The sequence below is a fragment of the Capnocytophaga sputigena genome (assembly GCF_002302495.1).
Taxonomy (GTDB): domain Bacteria; phylum Bacteroidota; class Bacteroidia; order Flavobacteriales; family Flavobacteriaceae; genus Capnocytophaga; species Capnocytophaga sputigena.
This window is the reverse complement of the sequence record NZ_CP022379.1, coordinates 1,608,228-1,634,583: the sequence shown is the minus strand read 5'-3', so window position 1 is coordinate 1,634,583 and position 26,356 is coordinate 1,608,228. Positions and strand designations below refer to the sequence as shown.

General features: G+C 36.7%; 14 protein-coding genes and 1 pseudogene. 14 read left to right on the top strand and 1 reads right to left on the bottom strand.

The features are described from left to right. Positions 1 to 240 precede the first annotated feature (240 nt). Positions 241 to 13,473, bottom strand: a complete 13,233-nt coding sequence (locus tag CGC57_RS07125; RefSeq protein ID WP_157909311.1) for a T9SS type B sorting domain-containing protein — start codon at positions 13,471 to 13,473, stop codon at positions 241 to 243. Between the two features lie 212 nt (positions 13,474 to 13,685). Here CGC57_RS07125 and CGC57_RS07120 point away from each other — a divergent pair, with 212 nt between their 5' ends. From CGC57_RS07120 to CGC57_RS12990, 14 genes and pseudogenes are all read left to right on the top strand, one after another. Continuing rightward, a complete protein-coding gene (locus CGC57_RS07120) occupies positions 13,686 to 17,573 on the top strand; it encodes a DEAD/DEAH box helicase (RefSeq protein ID WP_095898568.1) in 3,888 nt (1,295 codons plus the stop codon). A 221-nt stretch (positions 17,574 to 17,794) separates the two neighbouring features. Next, positions 17,795 to 18,283 (top strand): annotated as a pseudogene (locus CGC57_RS07115) (IS1595 family transposase); the annotation flags it as partial. Further along, the gene (locus tag CGC57_RS13000; protein ID WP_232747309.1) at positions 18,240 to 18,482 is read left to right on the top strand and encodes a hypothetical protein; all 243 of its coding nucleotides are present in this window, start codon (positions 18,240 to 18,242) and stop codon (positions 18,480 to 18,482) included. The pseudogene CGC57_RS07115 and the gene CGC57_RS13000, both read left to right, overlap by 44 nt. A gap of 64 nt (positions 18,483 to 18,546) precedes the next feature. Continuing rightward, the gene (locus CGC57_RS07110; RefSeq protein ID WP_232747203.1) at positions 18,547 to 18,897 is read left to right on the top strand and encodes a hypothetical protein; all 351 of its coding nucleotides are present in this window, start codon (positions 18,547 to 18,549) and stop codon (positions 18,895 to 18,897) included. A 176-nt stretch (positions 18,898 to 19,073) separates the two neighbouring features. After that, the gene (locus tag CGC57_RS13150; protein ID WP_095898567.1) at positions 19,074 to 19,292 is read left to right on the top strand and encodes an IS1/IS1595 family N-terminal zinc-binding domain-containing protein; all 219 of its coding nucleotides are present in this window, start codon (positions 19,074 to 19,076) and stop codon (positions 19,290 to 19,292) included. A gap of 265 nt (positions 19,293 to 19,557) precedes the next feature. After that, positions 19,558 to 20,505, top strand: coding sequence for a hypothetical protein (locus CGC57_RS07100; RefSeq protein WP_095898566.1), 948 nt, complete (start codon positions 19,558 to 19,560; stop codon positions 20,503 to 20,505). Positions 20,506 to 20,587: 82 nt separating this feature from the next. Then, a complete protein-coding gene (locus tag CGC57_RS07095) occupies positions 20,588 to 20,860 on the top strand; it encodes a hypothetical protein (protein ID WP_232033962.1) in 273 nt (90 codons plus the stop codon). 49 nt (positions 20,861 to 20,909) lie between these two features. Continuing rightward, a complete protein-coding gene (locus CGC57_RS07090) occupies positions 20,910 to 21,167 on the top strand; it encodes a hypothetical protein (RefSeq protein WP_095898565.1) in 258 nt (85 codons plus the stop codon). A gap of 18 nt (positions 21,168 to 21,185) precedes the next feature. Continuing rightward, entirely contained in the window at positions 21,186 to 21,890 is a 705-nt protein-coding gene (locus CGC57_RS07085) for a hypothetical protein (RefSeq protein WP_095898564.1), read from the top strand. A gap of 18 nt (positions 21,891 to 21,908) precedes the next feature. After that, the gene (locus CGC57_RS07080; protein WP_095898563.1) at positions 21,909 to 22,589 is read left to right on the top strand and encodes a hypothetical protein; all 681 of its coding nucleotides are present in this window, start codon (positions 21,909 to 21,911) and stop codon (positions 22,587 to 22,589) included. Positions 22,590 to 22,605: 16 nt separating this feature from the next. Beyond that, the gene (locus CGC57_RS07075) at positions 22,606 to 23,280 is read left to right on the top strand and encodes a hypothetical protein (protein WP_095898562.1); all 675 of its coding nucleotides are present in this window, start codon (positions 22,606 to 22,608) and stop codon (positions 23,278 to 23,280) included. A 133-nt stretch (positions 23,281 to 23,413) separates the two neighbouring features. After that, the gene (locus CGC57_RS07070; protein WP_232033961.1) at positions 23,414 to 24,031 is read left to right on the top strand and encodes a hypothetical protein; all 618 of its coding nucleotides are present in this window, start codon (positions 23,414 to 23,416) and stop codon (positions 24,029 to 24,031) included. 2 nt (positions 24,032 to 24,033) lie between these two features. Then, positions 24,034 to 25,074 carry a hypothetical protein gene (locus CGC57_RS12995; protein WP_232033960.1) on the top strand — a complete coding sequence of 347 codons (1,041 nt, stop codon included), beginning with the start codon at positions 24,034 to 24,036 and terminating at the stop codon, positions 25,072 to 25,074. Positions 25,075 to 25,167: 93 nt separating this feature from the next. Beyond that, complete coding sequence (locus CGC57_RS12990) at positions 25,168 to 26,265, top strand: hypothetical protein (protein ID WP_232033959.1); 1,098 nt, start codon at positions 25,168 to 25,170, stop codon at positions 26,263 to 26,265. Positions 26,266 to 26,356: the final 91 nt, after the last annotated feature.

The following is a 26,356-nucleotide window of genomic DNA, read 5'->3' as shown; positions in this document are numbered from 1 at the left end:
AGCAACAGTAGGCTACCTAAAATCATATTTTGATAAAGATTACAATCTAAGCAAAATACACCACTGTATGAATAAACTATATAACATTTTGGGAGATAAGGTACAAAGTATTAGTGCGTAAATATACAAAACATATATTAGACGAACAAGAATGGGGGCACATTGAAGAAGTTAAGAAAAGTAAAAAAAAGGCTATTCAGCGGGATGCTGAACAGCCTTTTTTGTGCTTTATCCTTAGGGTTATTTCTTGAGATATAACCAACCTACTAAAGATTCTTTATTGTTATTACTATCGTAATATTCAATTACATAATAGTAAGTTCCTTGTGGGAGTTTTTCGGCTTGCTCAACAGTTACACGTCCGTTAGAGATACCTTTAAACACACGAGTAACATTGTCATAACCTTCAACTTCAAAGACTTTCACGCCCCAACGGTTGTAGATACGTACCACATTGTTAGGATAACGCTCGATTCCTCCGATATGGAAATAATCGTTTTTGCCATCGCCATCTACCGACATACCATTGTAAGGCACTATTTTGTTCACCACATCAATAGTAACCGTTGCTGAAGCACAACCATCGGTGTTGCAAATTTCATACACAAAGGTATCAGTACCTTCAAAATTAGTATTCGGACGATATTCGATAGAGCCGTCGAGGTTTACAACTACTGTACCGTTGGCAGGGTTTGTTACCACATTAGGAGTGGTTGCTCCGTTAGGGGTATCGTTACCCAATACATTCACCACTACTGGCGTGTTGATAGCGGTTGTAGAACGATCATCTACTGCTATTGGCAACACTGGGGTAGTGCTTGTAGTCGTACCACTTACCGTTACTACGATGCTCGCCGTGCTACATACCGTAGGACTTGCTACTGCGCATATCGTGTAGCTTATCGTGTGTATACCCGCAGGAGTGTTTGGTGCTACCGTAATTGTTCCATTAGGGTTCAAAGTGAAGCCTGTAGGAGTTGCTGTATTCCAAGTAAGGGTTACTGAACTGATACTTGGGTTCGGTACTCCATTCAACTTATCGTTAGTCAATACGCTTGGCGTAGTGCCTCCTGTGGTACTAGTGATAGTGGTTACACCATCGTTCACCGCTTCGATAGTTGTTGGTGTTGCCACAGTAGGAACAAACACTTTTACAGTCGCTGTGGTTGTAGCGCAGTTATCAGGGTTCAAACGCTCACAGATGCTATATACTATCTCGTAAGTACCTGATTTAGTTCCCGAAGGTACAGTAACAGTACCATCGTTGTTTAATGTAGGCGTTTTAGTTGCGCCTACTACATCGGTGGTGGTGGTTACTACGGTAAGAATCACATCGGTAGTTGTTGGCGTTTTAGTACCAAGTTTGTCGTTGTCTAATACCGTTCCAGTAGTTGTTGTGGTGTTAGTACCATTGGTTATTGTATAAGTATCAGCTTTGGCAACAATTGGCGTACTACCTACTTTTACAGTCGCAGTAGCGGTAGCGCAGTTATCAGGGTTCAAACGCTCACAGATGCTATATACTATCTCGTAAGTACCTGATTTAGTACCCGAAGGTACAGTAACAGTACCATCGTTGTTTAATGTAGGCGTTTTAGTTGCGCCTACTACATCGGTAGTGGCGGTTACTACCGTAAGGATTACATCGGTAGTTGTTGGCGTTTTAGTGCCGAGTTTGTCGTTATCTAATACTGTACCTATAGTTGTTGTGGTGCTAGTACCATTGGTTATTGTATAAGTATCAGCTTTAGCAACTATTGGCGTACTGCCTACTTTTACAGTCGCTGTGGCAGTTGCACAATTGTTAGGGTTCAAACGCTCACAGATGCTATACACTATCTCATAAGTACCCGATTTAGTTCCCGAAGGTACAGTAATAGTACCATTACTGTTGAGTGTAGGCGTTTTAGTCGCTCCTACTACATCGGTGGTTGTGGTTACCACTGTAAGAATGACATCGGTAGTGGTTGGCGTTTTAGTGCCTAATTTATCGTTGTCTAATACCGTTCCAGTGGTAGTAGTGGTGCTAGTGCCATTGGTTACAGTGTAAGTATCAGCTTTGGCAACTATTGGCGTACTGCCTACTTTTACAGTGGCGGTAGCTGTTGCACAATTGTTAGGGTTCAAACGCTCACAGATGCTATACACTATCTCATAAGTACCCGATTTAGTTCCCGAAGGTACAGTAATAGTACCATTACTGTTGAGTGTAGGCGTTTTAGTCGCTCCTACTACATCGGTGGTTGTGGTTACCACTGTAAGAATGACATCGGTAGTGGTTGGCGTTTTAGTGCCTAATTTATCGTTGTCTAATACCGTTCCAGTGGTAGTAGTGGTGCTAGTGCCATTGGTTACAGTGTAAGTATCAGCTTTGGCAACTATTGGCGTACTGCCTACTTTTACAGTGGCGGTAGCTGTTGCACAATTGTTAGGGTTCAAACGCTCGCAAATGCTATACACTATTTGGTAAGTACCTGATTTAGTTCCCGAAGGTACAGTAACAGTACCATCGTTGTTTAATGTAGGCGTTTTAGTCGCTCCTACTACATCAGTGGTGGTGGTTACCACTGTAAGGATCACATCGGTCGTTGTTGGCGTTTTAGTGCCGAGTTTATCGTTGTCTAATACCGTTCCAGTGGTAGTAGTGGTGCTAGTGCCATTGGTTACCGTATAAGTATCAGCTTTGGCAACTATTGGTGTACTACCTACTTTTACAGTGGCGGTAGCGGTTGCACAATTATTAGGGTTCAAACGCTCACAGATACTATACACTATCTGATAAGTACCCGATTTAGTACCCGAAGGTACAGTAATAGTACCATTGTTGTTGAGTGTAGGCGTTTTAGTCGCTCCTACTACATCGGTGGTAGTGGTTACTACTGTAAGAATTACATCAGTAGTGGTTGGCGTTTTAGTGCCGAGTTTGTCATTGTCTAATACCGTTCCAGTGGTAGTAGTGGTGCTAGTACCATTGGTTATTGTGTAAGTATCAGCTTTAGCAACAATTGGTGTACTGCCTACTTTTACAGTGGCTGTGGCGGTTGCACAGTTGTCAGGGTTCAAACGCTCACAGATGCTGTATACTATCTCGTAAGTACCCGATTTAGTTCCCGAAGGTACAGTAACAGTACCATCGTTGTTTAATGTAGGTGTTTTAGTAGCGCCTACTACATCAGTGGTTGTGGTTACTACCGTAAGGATTACATCGGTAGTAGTTGGCGTTTTAGTGCCGAGTTTATCATTGTCTAATACCGTTCCAGTGGTAGTAGTGGTGCTAGTACCATTGGTTACTGTGTAAGTATCAGCTTTGGCAACAATTGGCGTACTATTTACTTTGATGACACTTGTTTTAGTTACTGTATTTCCTTGAGGGTCTTTTCCTACAAAGGTTACTGTTACTACTGATGTATTACACCAGTTCGCAGGTTTTACAGTAGTATAGTTATGAGTAAGCGTCGCTGTACCACAAGTATCGGTAACAGTAGCCTGACCGAGCCAGTTGTTTACTGTCGTATCGATATTGGCAGCTGTACAAGTTACTGTTAAGGTTGCTGGTACTGTTAGACTTACAGTATTGCTAATAGTAACTGTTACGGCTACTTTATCTGTTTCGCAAGTAGCGTTGAAACGACTTACAGTATAAGCATCAGTAGTAGTAAGCACTTCATTGTTATCAGTTACCAAAGTGCCGTTTTTATAAACTTTTAAGCTATTAGTATCGGTAGCTACTTTGGCTTTTAATTCGGCTACTGTAGCAGCAGCACAGAAAGTATAGGTTTTTCCGTTAGCTGGTTTTTCTAAAATTCTTACGTTATAGTTAAAGGTTACTGTATTGGCAGCGCAAGTAAGTCCTTGTGCTACTACTCGGTAAACACCTGCGTGTTGAGCATCAATAGATGGAATCACCAACTGAGGGATAGTAGTAGTTACCACGTTTCCATTAGGGAATGTCCATTGATAAGCAGGTGCTCCTAAGGAATGTAAAGTGATCGACACCGTTTCTCCTTTACAATAAGCATCTTTTAGTGGATTCACCAAGAGCAATTGTGGGTTGTTGAGTGGCGTGATAGGCAATTCTTTCCAAACAGGATCGGAAACACAAGCTGAATCGGTGATTTTCACCCAACGACTATTTTGTCCTCCAGTGAAAGTTCCCAAATTAGTAAAGGTAACTTCAGTACCCTTAGCAGCGGTTTTGCTTTCGATAAGAGTGCCGTTTTTCACGTTGTACAAATCGTATTGGTAGTTGCCAGAACCGCCAATACCATTGATAGCTTTTACTACGATTTTACCAGTATTATCTTCACATTTATAGCCTATATAGCCATTTCTATCGAAGTTGAGCAATACATCATCTACACTGATAGTGAAAGTGCGTACACAACCATTGGTGCCATTGCTTGATATATAATCCACTACATCATTTTCCGAACTACTGATAGCATCTACCTTTCCTCCATACACAAAGGTATAGCTACCTTCAGAATTTTGGTTTCTCGGCAAGGAGAAATACTGGTCGGCAGAGGCAGGATTATTAGGGTCATACACTGCTTTGATATAAACAGTTCCTCCTATTTGTCTACTAAGACCACTACTTACCGTTACATCTCCTGCATTGATACCATTAGGACGCTTGTAAAGATACACATAAACATTCCTATTTCTATTTCCTGCTTTCAACCAATCCATCGCTGGATTTCCTTTGAAAGGATACACATTCACCCTTGCACATTCAGTTCTTGTTTCAGGTGTCAATGGTTTTTCTTGATAATCTGTAGGATAAGTGAGTTGAAATTTATCATTTGCAATAGGGTTTCTCGTATTACGCAAATAAATGACTTTTCCACAAGGGTCTTCTAACTTTATTTTGTATATCCCTTCAGGAAGGGTAAAGTTCTTATTAAGGTCATCTTGATAAGGGACTGCTAAAATATTATTAGTACTTGAATTAGGATTTCTATAAGTGATAGTAACTGTTTCTCCTATCTTCAGTTTTCCTGGTTCTTCTGTATAACCTGCCGGAGCACTTTCCAAGGTTACTTTATAACCATTGACAGAATATATATTCTGAGATTTCATCTCTCTGAAAATCATCTCTATATACCCCTTCGTATTATTAGGGCTTCCAAAACACCTTGTAGCAATGGTAAATCCTGCCTGAGGTATTCGTGAATTGTAATAATCATCAAAACTTCCTGTTTTTGTAATTACCTGACCATCTACAGAAGTTAAAACGATTTCATACTCTTTACTTTTATCAAAAGGCACGCCACCATTCAAGACAGATAAATCCTTAGTCTCATCTTGTTTGATAGAGCCTGTAGCCACCTGTATCCCTGTAGCTTTTTCTTTTACTACATAAGTGGCAGGATCACAAAACATAGGATTGAATAGTTTTACAGACATTTTAGGAGCTGTACAAGTACCTTCAAAATTTACATTCGCCCCCATAAAACGCATATCCCCTATAAGCATAGGATCTGCTTGATTATTACAGCTATTATGTCCTTTGATACGGAAATAGAAATTTGGACGTTTAGTAGGGTCTGTTTGTAGATCTTTATAAGTGCGGTGGTGAGCCCCCAAATCGTAATAAACCATCTTTACATTATTAGCAACTGTTTTCCCCGCAGGCACTGAGAATACAGGGCGCCATTGAATATTAGGGTTATTCTTATCCCCACCATAAATGTGTTGTAAATCATAATCAGAATAAGCCGTATACTCATACAGAGCCAAAAGCTCTGGCGTGTTAAAATATTTGTACAATGGCGAATTTGTATTTCTCCCATCATAACGAATATCTAAATAGTTGCAGTCTTTATTACCCGAAGCATCTAAAATGCTTCTATAGGGTTGATCTCTACCAAAATCATTCGTATTTCTATCTGGTGTAGGGAAATCACGTTGTAATGTATGTATGGTAACAGGCACAGGTACAGAGGTATTACAACTAATCAAACGCGCTTTGTAACTACCTGCTGACATATTATAGCCTGTAACTTTCACAAAACTTACAGCTCCCTCTTTGTCGCTTTCTGTAATGGTAAAGGTACGCGTACCGGTATAGGTTGCTGGCATCTCAACAAGCTCTACTACATAAGTCTTACCTGCTACAGGACTTTGTATCTGGAAGCGCAACTGACCTGTTGGTATACAGTTGAGTGAGTTGTTAGTTGCTTGGAAGTTCAGTGTTTCATTCCCTGAAGCGCCTTGTGTTACTGCCACGGCTACTCTATCGCTCTCACAAGTGCCATTTTTCTGCGCTACATAATAAGTGGTACCCGCTACCAAAGGTGTTGTTTTTGCCAAAGGTGTTACATCAGTAGCTGTAGCATACCATACGATGTTCGTGCCTTGCGGTTGCAAAGAGGCTATGGTTTGGTTAGTGCCGGAACATAAAGTGTGGGTGGTTTGGGTTACGGTAGGAGGAGCTATTTCCTGAACTTTTACATCTACTATAGAGCTAGTTACCGTTTTACAATCGTTCTTAACCTCTACAAAGTAATAACGAGTGCCTGCATCAGCAATAGAAGGGGTATAAGTATTACCAGTAGCCCCCGCTATAGCAGTAGCTCCTGCCTGATTATTTGTTGTATTTGTATACCACTGATAAGTAAAAGGTTCAGAGCCAGACGCTTGTACTGTAAGAGGAATTGCTTGTGCTCCTTTACAATAAGTAGCTCGCTGAGGAGATATATAAATTGTTGCTTCAGATTTTACTTCTACTCTTGCTATTGTAGAGGTAACTACCCCACAATCACTGGTTACTACTACTAAATAGTCTTTTGCATACGCATAACTAGTAACAGGAGTGTAGGTACTATTGGTTTCTCTTGGTAAAATTGTAGGAGTTGAGCTATTAATTGGTTTATAGTACCATTGATATCTCAAGGTACCTATACCAGTAGCTTCTACTTTCAAAGGTGTAGGGGCAGTTCCCTTACAATATGTTACTGATAGAGGTTGCAAAGTAATAGCTGTAGGGGTTTGTACCTCAGCAGATGCTGCTGTAGTAGTAATTATATTACCACAAGTACCTTGTACAGTAGCATAATAATACTTAATACCTATTGCGTTTATAGGTGGAACAAAAGCATCGTACACTTCACCTACAATAGCTGTACCTCCCACATTGCTATTGTTAGTACCATTGTCGTACCACTGATAACGCAAATTGTTACCTGTAGCCACTACTCGCATTGCGTTAGTTGTAGGTTCTAAGTGGCAGAGTTTTAGATTAGCCGGCTGTGTGACAATGGTAGTAGGCGTTTGTATTTCTATTTTAGCAGCTGTAGAGGTTGCTATCCCGCAATCACTGCTCACCACTGTATAATAATAGGTAGTAGTAACTACTGATGTAAGCGGTGTATAAGTAGCATTGGTTTCTCCAGCAAGTAAGGTTCCTCCTACATTGCTATTGCTGTGATGTTGATACCATTGATAATGCAAAGTACCTACTCCTGTAGCTATTACACTCAACGGGGTAGCCGTTGCATTTTGGCAATAGGTCGCTCCTACTGGTGAACTGACAATAGTGGTAGCATTCTGTACAGTTACTTTAGCAAAAGCACTATCTTGTGTACAACTATTGCTAAACAGTCTTACAAAGTAGTATTGCACCTCTCCTTTAGCTGTTGAAGGAGTATAGGTAGCGCCTGTTTCGCCTGTCAATGGGGTTGCTCCCTCTATGCTATTAGTAGTGTTTTGATACCATTGATATCTAAGGTTTGCTCCCGTAGCAACCACACTAAGAGGGGCAGCTACAGCATCTTTACAATAGGTTGCATCAGCAGGCTGGTGAGATACATTTATAGGTGTATTTACAGTAAGGGTAGCTGCAGTAGTAGTTTGGGTGATAACAGTATCACAGAGCATAGCAGTATCAGTATAAGTATATACTACTCTATAAAGGCTATTATTATCGGCAGCAGTTACAGATGTGAGAGTAGTAGATATCACATTGTTTGCGAAAACTCCATTAGCTCCTGCTATATCCGCAAAAGTAGCACCTCCATCTGTTGATTTTTGCCATTGATAGTTAATTTTTCCTCTGTAATTATATTTAAAATTCACCTTAGAGGTAAAATTCACATCACTACCTACACAAGCTGCTTGTGGCTGAGGATTTTCTGTAATTTCAAATACATCTAACTCTATCACTGAGGTAGGACAAATTTCCACAAAGAAACCATAACCACTAGCTTCCACAAGATCTTCTATTACCAACTCAGTAAAAGCTCCTTTAGTGCTATTTACTTTTATAGCAACATCATTTACAATTCCATTAGCCGAAGTAATTGTTGATCCATTAAGATTAATATTGTTTTTGCAATCATACACTTTGCTTAGTTGTGCATTGCCACAATTGAGGCTTATCTTAGCTTTATCTATTCCATTTGGGGTATTTCCCATCAAAAGTAACCATACAGTAGCACTCTTTACAGGGCGGCTAAAAGTATAGGTAAGTTTAGAATTATCTCCTGTTCTCAACCAAGCATAGCCTGCATTATAAGATGATTGACAGTGAGCTCCATAAGCAGGTGTAAAGAGTGGCGTACCAGTAAAACTGCGTTTTACCTCTATCCCGTTCATAGTAGTTACTGCATTATCTATAGCAGCAAACTGAGGTGCTGGTGGGGTAGTACACTCACTAACAGTGTTAACAGTAAGTGTTGTATGAGGGGTAATAGTGCACTCATTATAAGTAAGCTCTATGATTTCTAAGGTAGTAGTATCTGTGGCTAAATGAGAAAAAGACAAAGTTCCATTTGTACTAATGGTGTTTTTTTGTATTGCTCCACCATTTATACGGTATTTTAATATGGCTTTGGGAACAGATGTAACATAATAATTAACCCAAGTATTTTTACCTTTTTCTATAGTTGTAGGGACAGCTTTTAGGCTTTTTATAACTAATGAAGGGTACACTTGCACTTTCTTGCGTTCGCTCTCACAAGCACCATTCATTTGAGCAGCATAATAATCCCCTTCTACAAGAGGCTCATCAAGTGATAGAGCTGTACCTCCTGTAGCTTCTCTATACCAACGCACATCTCGTTTTTTGGTTTCTAAATCTGCTACAGTAAGGTGACTTCCGCAAAACACTTGTAAACTTTCTATTTCATTAGGAGCTGCAAATGTAAAATTCATTCGAAGCGGTGCTTTTTCACTCATACATTTCCCTGCCTCCTGAAGAGTGTAGTAACAAAGCCAACTGGTACTGATAGGCTCATTGTCACTCAATCGCTCATAATAGGTATTACCTGATTTAAGATAAATACGCGCATTATTACCCAATAAAGCTTTAACCTGACCTACTGTAGGTCGGGTAGTGCCACACAAGTCGATTCCTCTCTCGGCAATAGGGGTTACATTATCAGTAACTTTGTTGAGTATTAGATTTGTTTTATAGCTAGGGCATTTGCCATTTTCTTGTATAGTATATTGATAAGTATTAACATAAGACCAATCTATAGGAGCTGTATCTTGTTGCAATACATCTGATTTGTATATTTTCAAATCACTACCACTAATATATGATTTAAGATCACTCACAGTACTATTCTCACACAAAGTTATTTTTAGTGACTTAGCTGCTGTTCTTTCCTTTTCGGTAAAAAGAAGTGAATAACGAGCTGATGGACATTTGCCTACTTCTTCTATTGAAAAAGTAGCATACTGGTAGGTCAACAATATTTCTTCCTCTCCCCTTAGGAACTCTTTGTTGTTATAGTTATACACTTTGATACCATCGGGGGTAGCATTAGGATATAGCTCACGAAGGGCAGCTTTTACCTCGTCAACGGTAAAGGCAGGGTATTTTTGAATCCTACTGTAGCTAGTACAAATTGATAGAGCTTGTGGTGAAGCTTGAGTAGTAGGGCGCGATGCCAGTGTTACAGGAGCAGGTTGCGACTCACACATTCCTACTTTTTGCGTATAAGTAATGCCTGTATAGGTTGTAAATTCAAAATTGTCATTCAAGGATTCTCCTCCTTGATAAATATTGATATTGTTAAAGTTAGTAGGGTCTATCAGTTTTTTAAGATCTCCTACATTTAGGGCGCAAGCAGCAGTAAAGGATTTAGCAACAGGGGCATTGGTATTGAGCTGATGTACTGTTATAGTTATCACACCACTATTGCAGTAATAAGCTTTTGCAAGTCGCAAATAGAGTTGCTTTTGGCTATCAGCTGCTAATGTACCTATTGAAGCTGTTCCTACAATAGGGTTAGTTTCGTTTTGAGCATCTTCTAAAGAGTTATACCACAAAAATTCAGGAGCATTAGCTCTGAGTTCTGATTTACTTTTCTCTAAAATAAGTTGCTTGATATCGTTGTAGGTTGAAGCACTACAAATAGTCACATCGGAATGTAGATGTTTGTCAAAATCAAAAATCTTTTTTACTTCTAAAGTAGCTTCAGTTTGAGTAAGTACCTCTCCACAAGCATTTTCTAAACGATAGACGAATGTATTTTTTCTTAAGAAATTTGATGAATATAACTCTACTTTTCCATTTGCTGGCACAGAGATTACATCATTCTTATCTACAATACGTTTGGTAATTTGAGGATGAGCAGGATTAGTGTCAGTAAATAGTGTATTGAGATCAAAGTCTTTACTAGTTGATAGACAGAACTGTTTGTCGTGTCCTTGTACCGAAGTTACAGCTGGAGTTCCTGCTGTACTACTGAAAATATAAGGTTTAATAGCTAATGACAAACAAGAGTTGATGGCAGCATCGTAACTCGACACTAATTTTACACTATACTGATCGCCATTTGTTACAGAAGGAATAACCAAAGTGGTTCCTTCTCCTACAGGAGTAGTTGTGTCGTTATTTTTATACCATTGTATTTTAATCTTGCTTCCCATATCAGGAAGGGTAAGCACTGCTGGCTGTCCATTGCAATATGCAATTTTATCAGCGGTAATTTCAGGGGCTTTAAAATTAGCAATCACACCGTCTACTGTATCTCCTTGTCCACAAGCATCAGTTACCTTAAACACATAGTAAGTATTTAAGTCGGTAGCATCTACATTGAGGAAGAAGTTTTCGTTATCACTGTGTTGATTGAGTTTTTCTTCTGGATGTCCTGGCACTTTTTTAGACACTAAAGTATATGTAAAAGGAGGCGTTCCTCCTTGTGGGATAATTGCTACGTGATATTTGCTACCACTACAACCAAAGCCTATAGCTTTAGGCTTTCTCAAAGTCCCTCTAAATTCTTTTTCGGCAACCACTATAGCACAATCAAAAGCACTACTACCAAGTTCCGGACGCGTATAGAGCATACGTACTACACGGAATTTTCCTTTTCTTTCTCCTTTAACTGTAGAAATGGTTGTTCCTGGTCTATTGAGCAAATCACCTGTATACTCAGCTTGTTTCCACTTACCTGTAGTCTCGTCAAAACGTTCTATATAAAAAGTTGTCCATCCTCTTGCGTCGCCTTTTCTTATACCTTTTACTTTAGGGAAACAATCATCTTCAAAAGTTACTGAATAGATCTCTTCTTTTAGTTCATAGGTAGAGGTTTGCACATTGCCACATACATCTGTATATGCATAGGTATATTTTCCTATGGGCAAATCTCTCAAGATCCAGTTTTGGTTGCTTGATGATATTCTATCTTTATCATTTACTACATAAGGTAACGAAAAACCTGCAGGGAACTGAGTGGCATCTCCATCAAAATTTATAATTTTAATTTCTGATATATCCAAATAGCTTTTATACATCCACCAAGAAGCAAATTTACTTCCGTTTTTATCGGCTTTACAACTACCTATTGAAGAATTGTTGATACTTCCTCTTTTAGAGGATGCTTTTATTTCAAGAGGAGCAAGAAGAATCTCTTTGTTACAATCTTCTGATACTACTCTAAAACGAAATACATCACCTGTACGCAGATGATCTCCTGTTACAATAGTTTGAGCACTACTAACTCCTACCACTTTCTTTACATATTTATCTGCAAGCAATGGATTTGTAGTATTGATTTTGTAGAAGCCTGCTGTATTAGGATTGAAATGAGCAGGATACTCTTCAAGTACATAATACACTGTCATATTCAAATTAGAATTCCAAGCACCATTATGACTTGTAACTATCTGTGCTCCTGTACAAGTATCACCATAAGAAGATAGTATAGTTCCATAGTTTTCTATACTACTGAACAATTTTTTAGTAACGGGAAGAAAAGGAGTTGCTTTGTCACAAACGATAGATCGCCCAGTAAGAGTCCAATTACCATATTCTATAGGAATGTTTTGGTATGTTTCTCGAAGTTGAAAGTAATCACTACTTATGTCAAAAAATCTAGTGAACTCATCTTGGCTGTTTATAACATAAGTAAAAGGATATACCTTATTAGAAGGAGAAGTAAGTGTGAGTTCTATAGTAAAAGGATAAGGAATTGTATTAGCTTGCCAAATTTGATAAACATTTTTACTTTCTAATTTCGCAGCCGAGAATTGTAATTTTTCGCAAGTATGTTCTTTGAGAGTAAAGTCTTTTAGAAGGGCTGTAATTTTAAAATTAAAATCACCAACCTCTACGGGTCTAAAACTTTGGGTTCCTCCACCTATGGCACAGAAATTCTCTACAAGTACCTGATACTCTCCTTTGGGGATACCAACAAAAACATTAGAAGTTTGTTTAGGACGCACTATTTTGTTGCGTTCTTTATTATACAAAGTGAAGTAAAGCGGATATTTACCCGAATTTACTCTTACCTTTATATTTCCATTGCCTTCACAAGGAGTAGGCACAAAGGTTGGGGTAAAATCTATATTTTCAAGATTGTTAACAACTGTAATATTTTTTTGTTCTATATTTTTAGAAGCATCGCTATTGTGCTTAGCGATAAGGTCATAATCCCCTCTGGAAAGGGTACGAACCCCCAAAGAAGCATCTACCAATCTATCAGTGTTAAAACTATAAGCAGTTTCAGAACTCTTTTTGTAATACACCTTATAATCCGATGGATTGACATTTTTTCCTATCAATTGATAGTAAATAGCACCTGAATCATTACACCATTCTGGTTCTATTCTCAATGATAAGGTAGGGGTTATTTGAGGAGTTATATTATAGATATACCCCGATTGATAGACACAACCTTCATTGGTTGCTTTCAAAGAAAAAGTGCGCTTTTGATGCACTTTCCCTACCGGAATGGTTAAAAAAACCTGCTCTGTACCTCCTTTAGGCACTACATAACGCAAGGAATAGGATCCTCCTTTATCATCTGTAAAAGTGTAAGTAGTACCTGGAAAAGGATAACGAATATAAAAATATCCCTCACTTCCTACATTCACATTTTCGAAAGTGGTAGCTCGCGTTTGTTCAAGAGCTTTTAGTACGTTTTCATCGCACGTTTGTGCGTTTAAATTAACAAAAGATAGGCTACAAATTCCTATCAACAAGTATTTTACAAAAAAAATACTACTAAGTTTTTTCATCATTGAGTGGTTAAAAAATACTATTATAGTGTCTGTTGGGCGGCAAAAGTATAAAATAATTACGAATCATAAACGAAGAATGACAATTTTTTTCATATAATAGTATAAATTTTAACAATGCTCTCCTCTAATTTACTCGTCGCCTAATTTTCTCATTTGCTAATCTGCTAATTATAAACTACCTTTGCCCCGTTATTCGTAACTCGTTATTCACAATTATGAAAGAAATCTTCACCGCTCTACAGAACAAACTCAAAGTAGGCAACCGTCGTGGCGTTCACCTCAACGCTATTCCTGCTGCTTCGCGCTATAAATTTGATATCGCACGACTTTCGGCTATCTTCAAGAGCTTGCCCGAACGCTTTATCCTCGACCTCCTCACCCTGCGCAACCTCAACTTTTCGTTTTCTATTCACGATACCGAAAGTACTGATATCGACCGCCGTAGCGCCTCTTCCGAGAGCCGTAACAACAGCTTTGAACGCAATCCTGCCCTCGAAAAACTCGTAGATAGCATCGAAAACCTAATGTTCCAAAGCGAGGTTATCACTTCCGAAAAAGGGGTGAACACACTGGGTTTTGGCTTCCCCATACTATTGCGCCGCGATATGGGCGACGGACAACTCACAGCGGCACCTATCCTAATTTGGTCGGTGAAGATAAAGCCTGCTACCCAAATGAATACGTGGGTCATAAGCCGCAATGAGGACGACCCTATCTACCTAAACGAGGTGCTCACCAATCACCTGCAAAACGATTCGGGCGTAAGCCTCAAACCTATCCCCGACGAGATGCTGGAAGATGGAAAAATCGATAAACCTGAACTGCACTCTATTTGCTCGGATATCCTCAACCAACTGAAAGTTACCCAAAACTTGGATTTCTTGCTGAACAACTATACCGAGATTCTCCCCCTAAAAACCAAAGCGGAGTACGAAGAACTTTTGCCTAACAAAGGCGATGCTTTTATAGAAAAATGTGGTATACTCTCCCTCTTTGAAGTCCAAAAGCAGAATATCATCAACGATTACGAATCGCTGAAAAAGGATTTTGTGCCTTTGCAGGCAACAGCCAACGAACAATTCCAATCGCTGAGCGCTATTGAAACCGACCCCTCTCAACAATCGATTTTGGAATCGCTGAAAAGTCAGCAAAAAATACTTATTCAAGGTCCTCCAGGGACAGGCAAGAGCCAAACGCTCACGGCAATTCTCATCAATGCTTTGGAAAACAAACAGAAAACATTAGTAGTCTGCGAAAAGCAAACTGCCCTCGAAGTGCTATACAACGCCTTGCAAAACAAAGGTTTGGGTAGGTATTGCACAATGATAAAAGATGCCATTGCCGATCGCAAGCTGATTGTAGATGCCGTGCGTAACCATATAGATAATGCCGAGTTTAAAAAAGAAACACCCGCCTTCCCCGAAAATCTCCTTGCCGAACAAGTGCAAGCAATGCGCAAAATTACAACAGATATCAATGCTATTCACCACAAACTCAACCAACCGCTCCTCAACCAACTGTCGTGGACAGATGTAATGGCGGAGTTAATGCGCTATGAAACAGATAGAGAAGACCTTGACCTCTCGGCTTTCTCTTTTCAGTTTACCGATGAAGAATTTACCTCTCTCGCACCCCTTTGGCAACAAGGTGAGCCGCTCTATCAACGGTATGCGCCTTACGCTCAAAATCATCTGTTTAACCCTAAAAAACTCACCGCTACCAATCTGTTTAACACTCAGCAACAACTCGCTGAAGCCTTCAAACAATACGCGCAACAGTGGGAGGTTATACAGCAGCAGGTAGCCGTTTATAAAGCCTATTACTTGCACAAACGCAAAGAAGAATTTACACAACAGCTGGATACCTTAGCGCAATATTGCAATGAGTATGAGCTGATTACCGCTACTCTCCCCCCTACTTCACCTGTGTATCAGCCAGAGGTGACCAAAGGATTTTTCTACAAGCTCTCGGCGCTCTTTTCTGCTGAGAAAAAGCAGGTACTGAAAACTCAAAAACGCTTGCAAGAACTCTGTACAGCGATTAAAGCACTCAGTTTGCACCGCAATTTTTCGTCCATTGCTATTTCGGATAACTTATTGGTCAACAAAACTATTATCGCCGAGTACACTCCTGCCATTGCCCAAGCACAGACCGATTTCGACAGCAAAGTCAATGCTGATTTCGCTGCCTTAGACCTGCTGAATTACTACGATCGTTCGTTTGCAAATGCCGATTTAGACAAGCTCACAAGCGAAGTAAAATCACTTAAAAGCCGCATAGAAGTTGATAATTGGCTCGACACCCTCAATTTTGGCAATACCTTTGCCGAGTTTGAAGCCTTTATCACCCGTAGTTTGGCGACCTACAACAGCTATCAAGCCGACCCTGCACAGCCTTTGGTAGTTCAGTACGAGTGGTTTGCATTCTTCCAATCGCTCAACGATTTCCAAGAGCGCATCGTTTTATCACTTACCAAAGTAACACATTGGGAAGCCTCTTTCCTCCACGCTTATTACACCTTGCTCTTGCAACAAAATGCCGATGATTCTTTAAACTTCAACGAGCGCGATTACGCCGATTTTAAAAAGAAAGTACACTACTTTGCCTCTTCCCAAAAAGATTTTATCGAGGGCTACTGGAATGCCCAGCAACGCAAAGCAGTAAAAACTTTTGAAGAAGCAAACAAGGAACTCACTGTGGCAAACCTCTACAACAAGCGCAAAAGTGAAAAACACAACCGCCTTACCTTGAGACAAATAGCAATGAAGGACACCGACCTCTTTACGAGTTTCTTCCCTATTATCCTCACCACCCCCGATGCTTGTTGCAACCTGTTTGAGGGTAAGAATTTCTATTTCGACAATGTGGTGTTTGACGAGGCAAGTCAGCTGAAACTTGAAGACAACCTGCCGGCTATGCTCAAAGGCAAGACGATTATCATCGCAGGTGATGAACACCAAATGCCGCCATCTAACTACTTTAGCAAAGTATTCGACGGTACTGCCGAAGATGACGACGATAACGAGGAAGAAGATGAAGTGCTCACCTACAAAAATGCGATGCTGAACATAGAGTCACTCTTGGATTACGCTTTGGAATACCAATTCAGTAAGAACCATTTAGATTTTCACTATCGTTCTAAACACCCTTATCTGATTGATTTTTCTAACCACGCTTTCTACAACGCCCGATTGCGTCCGCTACCGAGCACCGAAAGCCGTACCCCTATCCATTTCACTCAGGTAAATGGGACTTTTGATGAGCATATCAACCGTGAGGAAGCTGCCGAAGTATTGCGTATTCTCTCACAAATAGAACCTCGTCCTGACGGTAGTTACCCATCGGTGGGGATTGCGACCTTCAACATCACCCAACGCAACTACATACGCAAACAGATACTCCAAAAGCAAAATGACCCTACGCAAACGGCTTTCCGCGAGAAAATCAATGCCTTAGAACAAGCAGGACTCTTTATCAAGAACTTGGAAAACATACAAGGTGACGAGCGCGATATCATCATCTTATCGGTAACTTATGGCAAGAAGAAAGGGGGCAAGTTCGTACAGAGTTTTGGTCCGCTGAACTTCTCCAAAGGCTACAAACTGCTAAACGTGATTATCACCCGCGCCAAGGAACAGATATACGTGTGTAACTCTATCCCCGAAGAATTGTTAGCCACCTATAAAGAGGCTTTAGCACAAGAAGGTGCTAACAACCGCCGCGCTGTGCTCTACGCCTACCTCGCCTACGCTCGTGCTGTAAGCGACGGCAATGATGCTCTCCGCCGTGAAATCCTATCGGAACTCGACCTCTACGGACACAAACACACCGATATCGACCAGCAAAGTAAAAGTGCTTTTAAAGAACAAACCTACCGTCAGCTCAAAGAAAAATACCCTGACCAGCGCATCACTATGGACTACGAGTTTGGTGGTTATACTATCGATATTTTGTTAGCGCCCAAGGAAGGCAAGCCCATAGCTGTAGAATGCCTTAGCAAACCCCTTTACAACAACGATTTAGCCTATTTAGAAGACCTGCACAAGGAAAAAATATTGCTCAACGCCGGCTTTGACTACAAAAGGAAATGGGCGAAATGATAATGACGAGGGACGAATGACGAATGACGAATTACGAATGACAAGGGACGACTATTGTATTTCTTGTTAAAGGATTATTATTTGTTTGAGGTGTCAAAGTATTTTCATATATTTGCATTCTGAAAATTAATGTATTATGGAATTATTCAAAGGACAAAGCCTCTTAGAGTTTACTGAACGCTTTAAAACAGACTTAGATTGCGAAGAATACTTAGCTTCCAGTCGATGAATTTACCATAGGAGGAAAAGAGGAAGGAAAACAAGGTAGAAGCTATCACACAAAGAAAAAGAAAGTTCTTTGTGCGATACAACTTAGTAACCAAGGTAAAGTTAAACGTTTTTATGCATTTAAAATTCCTGACTATTCCTCAAAATCATTACGAACAATATTTGATAAACACATTGATAAGACAGCTTATATAACGACTGATGAATGGAAAGGCTATAGACCTATAAAGGACTATAATATAACTCAAAAACCGAGTAATGACAGAAAGAATTTTTCTACATTACACAAAGTAATACACCAAGTAAAATCTTGGATACGAGGTATATATTCTTGGGTTTCAGAGTTTAATATAGACCGCTATTTAGCTGAGTATAGTTTTAGAATCAATCGCTCACAAAGCAAAGAGACTATCTTTAACAATCTAATAAAAAGATTGATTGAAAGAAAACCTATTTTCCAATCTCAGTTGGCATGCCCTTAACTTGACACCTCAATCATTTTATTTCCATGACTCTGAGAAAGGTTATTCTCATGGTTGTACTGAGGTAGAAAGTGCTTTATTTACTAAATTGAGAGAATATAGAGAAGAGGGCAACCAATCAATAGAAGTTATGGTTGATTATCCAAACAGAAATCATAGAACAAATGGAGGCACGAAAAAAAAAAAGGAATCGGAATAAAGTCAGCTTTATTGTAATATTTATGTTCATATTTAATATTAATATAGCATCTGCTCAAACACAGATGTTATCAATATCTGCTAGAGAAGATAAAGATAGTCTTTTGATAATTATTGAAAATAAATCAAAAGTAGATACTGTCTTATTCTCTTTATATGAACAGATTAAAATAAAGAAAAAATGGGTAACATCAAACTATGACTTATTTTGTGATGTAAATAATCCTAATACTTCTATTTTTAGGATATTTCCCAATCAAAAAATCAACTTAAAAGCAATGAAATCAAACGTTATTTATACAGATGAAAAGATTGGAAGGTGTAAGTTTTTAGGTATAAAAAGTAAACGAGTATTGCTTGTAGGTAACATTAAAGGTAGTGGTACATCAATCTCAATACATTCTGATGCATGGTAATTTTTAGATAAATAATTATCTGATTTTTAGAAAAATATTTTCTCATGGGTAATGCTCCAGATTGGGAGTTGTGAAAATAGGGTCTTGATTATCAAGACTATCTGATAAGTTAAAAATGCGAAGGCAGGAATTAGTGCTTTGCCTTCGCATTATTTTCGCAATTATAGCATAAGCAAATGAAGCAACAAGATAGTTTTGGAACTTTATGCTCCAGATTGGGAGTTAAGTTTTTATGTCCCTATTGTCAATCTGAGTCAATTGTCAAAAGTGGGAAGAATTGCAATGGCAAACAACGCTACCAATGCAACTATTGCCATAAGCGTTTTATCACTATTTTTTCTTTATATTTGCACCAAAATTCACTTTTAAATAAATCGCTTAACAATGGAACTTAAAAATTTTGCAGTAGACTACATCCTTGCTTGGTTTCAATCAAACCGCCCCGAAATGGATGTCCGTAAAGATTGGGCTTATAAAAGCAGTCGAATCTTTTGACTGGTATAACAACTTTGTTATAGATAAAACTCTTTTAGAAAACGAAGAATTTAGAGATAATGTTCGCAAGAGAGTTCGTACTTATTGGCACAAACTTTAGCAATTCTTTTATTTTGAAAATCTTTATAAAACGGAGTTTTAATATCTTTTAAACTCTTATTAACGATGAAACACCTTTTTCTAACACTATTACCCCTTTTTGCCTTTGGTCAAACCGATTCTATACCTATTGCGCCTCCTCCTCCCCCTCCTATGCGGATAAGAGTGATAAGCGACATCGTTCGAGACCAAGAAAAACTATTAGTTGTGCTCTCTCAACCTAACGACAAGAAAAGGTCTAAACATTACGACGATTACTGGAACGACTATATAGAATCACACCCTAACGACCAAGATTTAGAAGGCAAAAAACCTATTTACTACTACTTTTTTTACTTAGTAGATGAAATTGACGACGCTCAATGGCTCAAAAAAAATGGCATTCCTACTGATAAAAACGTGTATGCTGTATGTGATTATGATGGTGACGTAATGTATTATAAAGAAGCTACTATACCCGAAATGCATCGCAAAAAATTGTTCTATGACGATACTGAAGCTGAGGTGCGCACTACTGCCACTGCTCGTCTCATCGACAAAGTGCTTACCAACCCCCAAGCTCCTATAGAAGATGTAGAAAACGCTTTTCACAAAATGGTGACCAACAACTATGATTTACAACTACAAAAGGTAGAAAATTACACCTTAAAGCTAACCCCTAAACAACTGCGCTGGCAGTGGAAACGCTTAGTGGATACTCATTATCGCGATAGAAAAATAAATGAGGAGTATACCCGTTTACTCATACGCAACTACACTACATTCTACAACCAGAATTTCCTGCAAATTATCTTTCACACCGAATACATCCCTGATGCTACCGACCTAAAGGCTATGGCTTACTTTATCAAATTCTATGAAGAAGCTGTAAAAATTCCTGATGCTGAGAGACTATTTCTCTATAGATATGATCTCTATGAATTCTTTCAAAAACTCACCACAGCCCATCGCGAGTTACTCCCCGATATAGAGATTGTTACCGCCGAAGCCAAAAGAAAAGGAATTATAGATTAATGTCAGTTTTATATAAAATCAACAAGAAATGAGACTAACTGAGTAAAAATGAACTTATCTTGGTGAAAATATGGAATAATTTATGAGTATAGACATTAGATTAAAAAAAGTATTGCAAAAAATCAATTTTGAAAAAAGATATTTAGAAATATGTAATAAATATTCTGATTTTCAAAATAGTATAAATAGTAAATCAATTTCAGATATTGATTTATTATTAAATCAAATGGAAGTAAAATTTAAATATTCCAAAAAAGAATGTTTTTTTAAAATAGAAGACAAGAGTAATTTAATAACAATTGGGTTTAATATAATTCCTTATACTGGAGCTTTACAAATGTCTTTCGTATTATGAACAAGAAGTATTCCCTAAACTATTAGATATAAAGTTTTTAGCTGATTATGTGGGAAGTGTACCTTTTGATAAACAATTGGAGATTGTAGTTGGCGGAACTTATCCTGTCACTCTTTTTAAGAAGATTGCTATTCTAAAATGGGGAAATCACCCAAGATATGAAGAGTATAAAAACGGCTTACAGACCTTTATAAAAGAAGACTTTTTAGAGCCAAGATATGAAAAAGAGGCTCCTTTATACCAACAAGGATTTGATTATTTAATCACTCATTTAGAAAATGAACCCAATCCTTTTATAAAGGAATAACTAAATAAAATATATAAAATGGAAATAGAACTAGATAAAAGATACTTACACGAATTAATAAAAGAAGTAATATCAAAAGAGTATAAGGTAAATTTAGTAAATAATGATGCTACTATTACCGATGATAGTTTTTCTTATGAGTTAAAGGGAGAAAATCTAGAATATTCATTTGATTTTAGGATACAATATGATAGATTACTAACATTTGAGGGGTTTACTCTCAAAATTAAAAAGGTTGAGAAATTAGTGTGTGATTTAATAATAGAAGAGTTGAAAAAATATTATCGTAACCATATATATCCTAATACCAAAGATTTCTATAAAACAGACTATTCTTTTTCGCAAGATATCACCTCAGAGGCTCATTTAGAGGAGTTTTTGTCGGAGTTTTACAAATGTCTTTCATATTATGAACAAGAAGTATTCCCTAAACTATTAGATATAAAATTTTTAGCTGATTATGTGGGGAGTGTACCTTTTGAGAGAAAAGCAGAAATAGCTGTTGGAGGGAGTTTCCCAGTACACTTATTTAAAAAAATAGCTATATTAAAATGGGGCAATCATTCAAGATATGAAGAATACAAAAACGAAACATTGAAACTTATTGATTTGTATGGTATAAAGAAACCTGAAAAAACAGAAGAGGTTGCTATTTTCAAACAAGGATTTGATTATTTAATCTCTCATTTAGAAAATGAACCCAATCCTTTTATAAAGGAATAACTAAATAAAATATATAAAATGGAAATTAAAAAGAAAGATTTACAAAGGAAAATAGAAACTATGGTTTCTAAAAAATATAAATCAAGATTAGGAGATGCAGGATTTATTACTTTTTTTAGAAATACTACAGGAGTAGCATATACTTTTGGATTCAGACTGCAATTTGATTATATGTTGACTTTTACAGGTTTTACAGTCGTCTTAGAAAAAATGGAACATTTTTTCTCTAATCTCTTATTAGATGAGTTAGGTAAATACTATGATAACGAAATGGTGTTTTCTTGCTATGAATTTTATCCTCAAAAGTATGAGTTTGTACAAGAAATCACTTCTGAGGCTCATTTAGAGGAGTTTTTGTCAGAGTTTTACAAATGTCTTTCATATTATGAACAAGAAGTATTTCCTAAACTATTAGATATAAAATTTTTAGCTGATTATGTGGGGAGTGTGCCTTTTGAGAGAAAAGCAGAAATAGCTGTTGGAGGGAGTTTCCCAGTACACTTATTTAAAAAAATAGCTATATTAAAATGGGGCAATCATTCAAGATATGAAGAATACAAAAACGAAACATTGAAACTTATTGATTTGTATGCTATAAAGAAACCTGAAAAAACAGAAGAGGTTGCTATTTTCAAACAAGGATTTGATTATTTAATCACTCATTTAGAAAATGAACCCAATCCTTTTATAAAGGAATAACTAAATAATTTTACTTATGGATTTAACAAGAAACAAAATTAAAAGTCTTTTCGAAAGCAATAGAGTTATGATAAATTATTCAGTTACAAAAGAAGATACAGATATGATTATTCTTTGTAAAAAAACTGATAGTTATATATTAAAGTTTGATTGTAGGTTACAATTTGATTCTTTCCTTAGATTTAACCCTTTTACGATTCAATTAAATAAATTAGAAAATTTCGTATATGATTTAATAATACAAGAGTTGAAAAAATATTATTGTAATGATATAGGATTTGTTATCAAAGATTTCTATAAAACAGACTATTCTTTTTTGCAAGAAATCACTTCTGAGGCTCATTTAGAGGAGTTTTTGTCGGAGTTTTACAAATGTCTTTCATATTATGAACAAGAAGTATTTCCTAAACTATTAGATATAAAATTTTTAGCTGATTATGTGGGGAGTGTACCTTTTGAGAGAAAAGCAGAAATAGTTGTTGGAGGGAGTTTCCCAGTACACTTATTTAAAAAAATAGCTATATTAAAATGGGGCAATCATTCAAAATATGAAGAATACAAAAACGAAACATTGAAACTTATTGATTTGTATGGTATAAAGAAACCTGAAAAAACAGAAGAGGTTGCTATTTTCAAACAAGGATTTGATTATTTAATCACTCATTTAGAAAATGAACCCAATCCTTTTTAAATGAGAATAAGCAATAGTTTTTATATCATCATATTAACCCTATGTTTCTTTCTTAGCTAAATATAAAGACGCTCCTTGTGGTAATTGTAAAGAGGCAGGAAGGAAAATTTTTGGAGGTCGTACCATAGATGAGATGCTCGAAAACTATATAGAAGTAGCCTATACTTTTAGAAACCGTCCTGATTTATGGAAAAAAATAGAAGAAGGCGCTTTAAGTAGCAATGCCGCTATGCGTGAAGGCACACAGCATATGTTATCCACCTTTAAGAAAAACCCTAAAAAATATGCCCCTGAAAACATTGAGCATTTAGATATGAAGTTTGAAAAAGGTTTAGATGATATCTGTGCCAACTGCCGTTATGACGTGAAGTTTAACAATAACCGAAATGAAGGTCTACCTTTATTTGAAGAGTTTAAAAGCTATAATACTGAAACTTGGAGTAAAATAGCTAACGATAAAGGATTTATCAAGCAATTTGAAAGTTATTTACAAGAAGTTAACAAAATAGAAGATTTAGCTTATATGATCAACAGTAATAAAGCTAATATAAATGAGGTAAAACAAGCTTTTAAAGAATTGTTTAAACGTAACAGTGATGAAATTTTTAAAACAAATCCAAATATATGGAAGCAATTTGATAGAGTTGATGGAACTGGTAAAATAAATAGTCTTAAAAATTTCAAAGATTTAGTAGAAGATATTTCTTTTGATGCTAAACACCCTATTTTTAACTTTATAAAAGCTGAATAATTATGTTTTGTGAAAGTAGAACAATAAACAATGTAATAGCTTATGTGAATGAATATTACATTAATAGCAAAGGACTCTTTAATGCTCAATCAAATGAATGTCTATTAGAAATTTCTGGACAGCAAGAACTATATCCCTTTGGAAAAGACCATTTGATATCAAGAGAGATTGTGTATGGAGATTCTGCCATAATCAATATTAACGATTTAACTATTGTTATTAATAATTATAGGATAGAAGCTCAAAATTACCCTTACTTTTCTTTTTATGAAGTTGATGATAAACCACAAGAAGGGATTTATGATTTTGAAAAGAAAAAAATACTTTTTGAAGCTACAAGTTGGTTAGGAAGAAGTATTATAGACAAGTATATATTTCGTGATTTTAAAAAGAAAATAGCTTGTAGAAAAATAGATTCAGATTCAATTCTTTGGGAGTTTCCTCTTTCTTCACTTGGGAAGTGGAAAAATTCGTGGGATGAAGAAAGAGACTTCGAAATAAGACACTTTATAGGCATATACAATGGAATTATTTGGGCTTTCATAGAGATAGGAGGCTTTATAGGCTTAGATATTGAAACAGGAGAATTAAAATACCGTATTCCTGAATATGATCAAGCTATAGGAAAAACTATTTGCAAAGGCAAAGATTTTTTTAGAAGTGATTATTTCTTAAATAGTGAAAAAGGAAAAATTCTTGGTATGGCTATGGATGTCTTTATTGAAATAGATTTAACCCAAGAGCCTCCTTTTGTTACTCAATATGGCTTACAGGAAGAGTTTGAAAAGTACAATATTAGAGGGAAAGACACTTCTACCAAATATGCTGTACAAGATAATTTATTGTACTTTTATCTTGCTGAACAACTAAGATTTGGTATTTTAGACATCAATACCAAGGAAATTATCTATGTTTCAGATCCTATTGCAGTAGTGGAAAGAGATGATAGTTTTACTCGCCTTAGAGATTTAAAAGTCTCAGAAAATAAGGTCTATATCTTAGATAGTAATCATACATTACATATTTTTGAAAGAGAAGAGTAACATCTAAGCTATTATTTTTTCAGAGAAATGACTATTTTAGCACCCTATAAAAGTCCTTATACCTTTAGCAAAATGCAATAAAAACACAATAAAATGTTTAAACTAAATTCTAAAATAGATAATGTAAGAGATTATGTTATTTATAAAGGTAAATCTTATTACATCAACACATCACGTGAAATTCAATGTGGTGAAAAGAAACAAATGCTTTATAAAACGCCACTAAGCCCGCTTGTTACCTTTAATGGTAAATTCTATTGTAGTGAGTGGGAGAATAATTATAAAATCTTCGACGAAAATTTAGAATTAATAGAAGAAGGAAAAGACAAAGCTTTTCTGTATTTATCTAAAGAGTTTTTAGAAACTTATTTTTTAGATGAACAACAAAAAATATTCATTACAGCTCTCTTGGATAGAGAAGGGAATCTTATAGTATTGGGAGATATAGATCGATCTGCTATAAGTGTTTTCTCAAATGAATATATATACATATATATAAAAAATGATAAAACATCTATCAGAGCCTTTTCTATTCAAAAGAAAGAACATCTATGGGAGTTTCCTCTTTCTTCTCTTGGTAAAGGTAAAGATTATAGTACAGATGAAGAATTTGACTATGAAGTAGAACAATTTGTAGGAATATATAACAATATTCTTTGGGTTTATATAGAAAGAGGTGGATTTATTGGTTTAGATATTCAAACTGGGGAATTGGAACATCGTATTCTTGGGATACCCAAGGGGAATTTATTAGGCAAAGTCGATAGTTATGTAGATAGTGAAGAGTTTTACATTTTTTATCGTGCAAAATTTATTTTGGATGATAAAAAAGGAGTAATTATCGGTTTAATAGCTGACAGATTTTTTGAAATAGACCTCAATAAAGAAAAAATAACTCCTATGCTATATGGTATGTGGGATAAAATGGAGAAAATGAACCTAAAAAAATATGGAGTTAGTGGGAATACAAGTCTACAAGAAGATTTATTGTATTTTTATAATGACAAAGAATTACAATTCGGTATTTTAGACATCAATACCAAGGAAATTATCTATGTTTCAGAGCCTATTGCTGTAGTGGAAAGAGATGATAGTTTTACTCGCCTTAGAGATTTAAAAGTCTCAGAAAATAAGGTGTATATCTTAGATAGTAATCATACGTTGCATATTTTTGAACGTGAGCAGCATTAAAAACAACCTATTACCTAAAACAGGATTATAGTAGCAAGCATCTGGCTCACTTTTTGATAGACTTTTTTATCTTTTAACTCTTAACTTATTA